General features: G+C 36.9%; 2 protein-coding genes. One reads left to right on the top strand and one right to left on the bottom strand.

Annotated features, from left to right (window positions below; all coding sequences use genetic code 11):
* The first annotated feature begins 816 nt into the window (after positions 1–816).
* Complete coding sequence (locus FFR48_RS26805; RefSeq protein ID WP_201277691.1) at positions 817–1,422, top strand: metal-independent carbonic anhydrase family protein; 606 nt, start codon at positions 817–819, stop codon at positions 1,420–1,422.
* A 487-nt stretch (positions 1,423–1,909) separates the two neighbouring features.
* Here FFR48_RS26805 and FFR48_RS26800 read toward each other — a convergent pair whose 3' ends face one another.
* Positions 1,910–2,803, bottom strand: coding sequence for a hypothetical protein (locus FFR48_RS26800; protein WP_201277690.1), 894 nt, complete (start codon positions 2,801–2,803; stop codon positions 1,910–1,912).
* Positions 2,804–2,937 lie beyond the last annotated feature (134 nt).

Here is a 2,937-nt window from a genome sequence, read left to right as displayed (position 1 = left end):
ATTTAAAATTGCTATTTCTTGAGCTTTTTGTTGTTGTTCTAGTAAAAAATTTTTCATCTTTGTAAGCTGTATTCACCATAGTAGTATAATTATACCATTTATTCACAACTCAAATAGGATTGCTATAGTATTCAATCCCTAAAAAGGCGTTTCCTTCTTTCTACCCAACAAATAAATGCAGAAGTGAGTTTAGAGGTTTCACCTGTGATTAGAAAATTTTACCACAAACTAGATTACAACTAGACTAGATCCCCGACTTCCTGGAAAAGTTAGATATTTATTAGATATTTATAAGACATTTATAAGACATTTATAAGACTTACGCAAGATGTGACTTAAAACCTTATTCTTGTGTAGGGGTAATTCATGTAGCTTGCTTTCCGAAGGGTATTACCCCTACTTTCGTTCCCTTTTACGTAAGTCCTGATTTAAATTAAATTGTATCTGAATCAATATTTAATTCCTGCAAATTTGCTGCTAACCCTTGAACTTTTTCATCAGATATTTCTGCTTTTTGGGCTTTAAATTCTGCCCTTTGAGCTTTTTGCAAAAATAATAATTAGGGGGTGCTGAAAACCAGAAGAAGCAATAGAATTAGCAGCAATAGGAGAACTTGACGATATCTTCATTGATATTTTGGAAGCACTAAGTAACTTTTAAATTAGTTTCTAAGTATTAATAGAGTTTATTGAAACAATAGATATCTATAGACATTATATGGACAATTTATGAATTGTCCCTACGATAATTTTTACCAGATTTCTAATGTGGTTTAATGTGATCGTTAAATATAACCGATAGGTTTTTTTTATAAGTATGCGAATCAATCTTTCCGTCACCGCTGCTGCTATGGCCTTGTTAGCTGCTACTCCGTCAATAGCTCAAGCTCAAGTTAATAACATCATCCTTAATTCCAACTCATCAACCCCCTCAACTTCAGTAGTCAATATGACCATCACTGAGTCTGAAGTTCTGGCAGCCCAAAAAGCCTGGGGAGATGCATTAGTCGCCATCTCCACCACCTACGATCAGAAGGGAAAAGCCGCAGCTAAGGCATTAGCCGAGAAGATTATTGATCAAGCCTATGGTTATCAGATGGGTGCAGTGCTGTTCAAGCCAACTTTGACAAAAGCACCACAGACTTTCCGCACAACACGCCAAGGTGCATTGGCTTATTTCGTGGGCGACGATTCTTCTTTCCCTAATGATACTGGCTTTGCCCTCAACGGATGGCGAAAGGTAGAAATTCGCAACGCTGAAATCTTCATTGTTGGTAATGTAGCTACAACAATGGGCAATGTCTTAATTACTGACAAGACTGGTAAAGTAACCACAGTGGACAAAACCTGGAAGTTCATCAAGGATACCAATGGTAAACTGCGTATTGTAGTACACCATTCCTCCCTGCCCTACAAAGATTAAAATCACCTGTTTCATCAGAAAAATAGCAGGTTGGTGAAACTAAACATAGATCACTGTAGAGATATAGAGATGTTCCATAGGTAAGAACTCTCTTCTCTACATTCTGTGCAATATTCTGTGCAATTATGATGTCTATTAGACATCTCCAAAATAGAATGTATTAATTTGTCATAAGTTGTAGGGGCGAAGCTTATGGGCGATAATTTAACGGAAAAATCAGACATCTAGATATTCCATAAGCTTCGCCCTGCCCCCATAAATAAGTTCCATAATTTCTTTTCTGGAGATGTCTATTGGGTTGAGAGTTTCATGATTCATTGATGTCCTAACTGCTCTGTCTACGGCTATAAAACTGTCAACCAGAATAGGTAAAAATTAGCACCTTTGCCAACTCAAAAAGTGTGACATTTGCATTGTGTTATGCGATCGCCAAATTATCAAATTAATTAAGTATTAATTCAAAAAAAGCGATCGCCTGATCAATTAATTATCTACTGTAATCGCAGACTTGAGGAGGAACTTGACCTGATAAAAGTCCAGTCACTTTAAAAGGTTGTGCAGAACTTGTGGGATCAAAAGAAATCAAAGAAGCATCAATCACCTTAAAATCACCAGGTGCATTTAAACGCCATAATTTTGGAGTTTTAGCCACAGGAAAAGGTTGATCAAAACAGTAAGCATTGGTATCACCATGCAGCAATAAAACAGGTTTATCTAACTTTGCTGCCAATGTCTCTAACTGTTCACAAAATCCTTTGTAAGCATGGTTATTCAAACATCTGCTGTACACATCTCCGGTGCTACCATCAGGAGCAAAAGGATCTAACTGAGTCGCTACAACTATAGCAGATGTATCACTATTTTTAGCTAAATCAAAAGCATGATCGAGCCAAATTTCATTTTCTTTATCTCGTGCATCTGTCAGTTTTTCAACTGTCTGAGGATCATCAAGAAATATCTCAGTCCGACCATTATCTGTACTCACAATATGTTGCGTTACAAACCGGACACCTTTATAAAACCAAGTCTCATTTTCTGGTAAACTGCTTTGTTGTTCATATCGCCATTCAGGATTGACACTTTTAGGCTGACTAAATAATACCCGTCGAATAGCATTCAATCTTTCTAACTCTGATTGTCGTACCTTGAGGTTTTCGCGATCGCAATCAGTCCAATCATTATCCCCTGGTGTATAAAACACTGGTTTAACTATTTCATTTTTCCAAAAAGTCTGACTCTTCTCCAACCAAGCATCAGAACAAGCTTCTTGTGGACGACCAAGATCACCTAGATGAATCACAAAAGGTATATCATCATTCTCACGAAATTTTGGCGCAATATCTTCTATTAAAACCTGCTCATCAGTCCTACCATCTGCCAACTTCACCAAATAGACCTGTCCGAAATATATAACGGAAAAATGGTAGAACGGTAAATGGAAAATATACCGTGGTTCTACCAAAGATGAAAAATATTACCAATTATATACATATGTACCCAAAACGCGCTAGGGGT

The organism is Sphaerospermopsis reniformis (assembly GCF_005402885.1).
Taxonomy (GTDB): Bacteria; Cyanobacteriota; Cyanobacteriia; order Cyanobacteriales; family Nostocaceae; genus Sphaerospermopsis; species Sphaerospermopsis kisseleviana.
This window is presented reverse-complemented; position numbering and strand designations above follow the sequence as displayed.

Excerpts from the sequence above, each read along its gene's own strand:
- FFR48_RS26805 (WP_201277691.1), top strand. The coding sequence starts at position 817 with ATGCGAATCAATCTTTCCGTCACCGCTGCTGCTATGGCCTTGTTAGCT.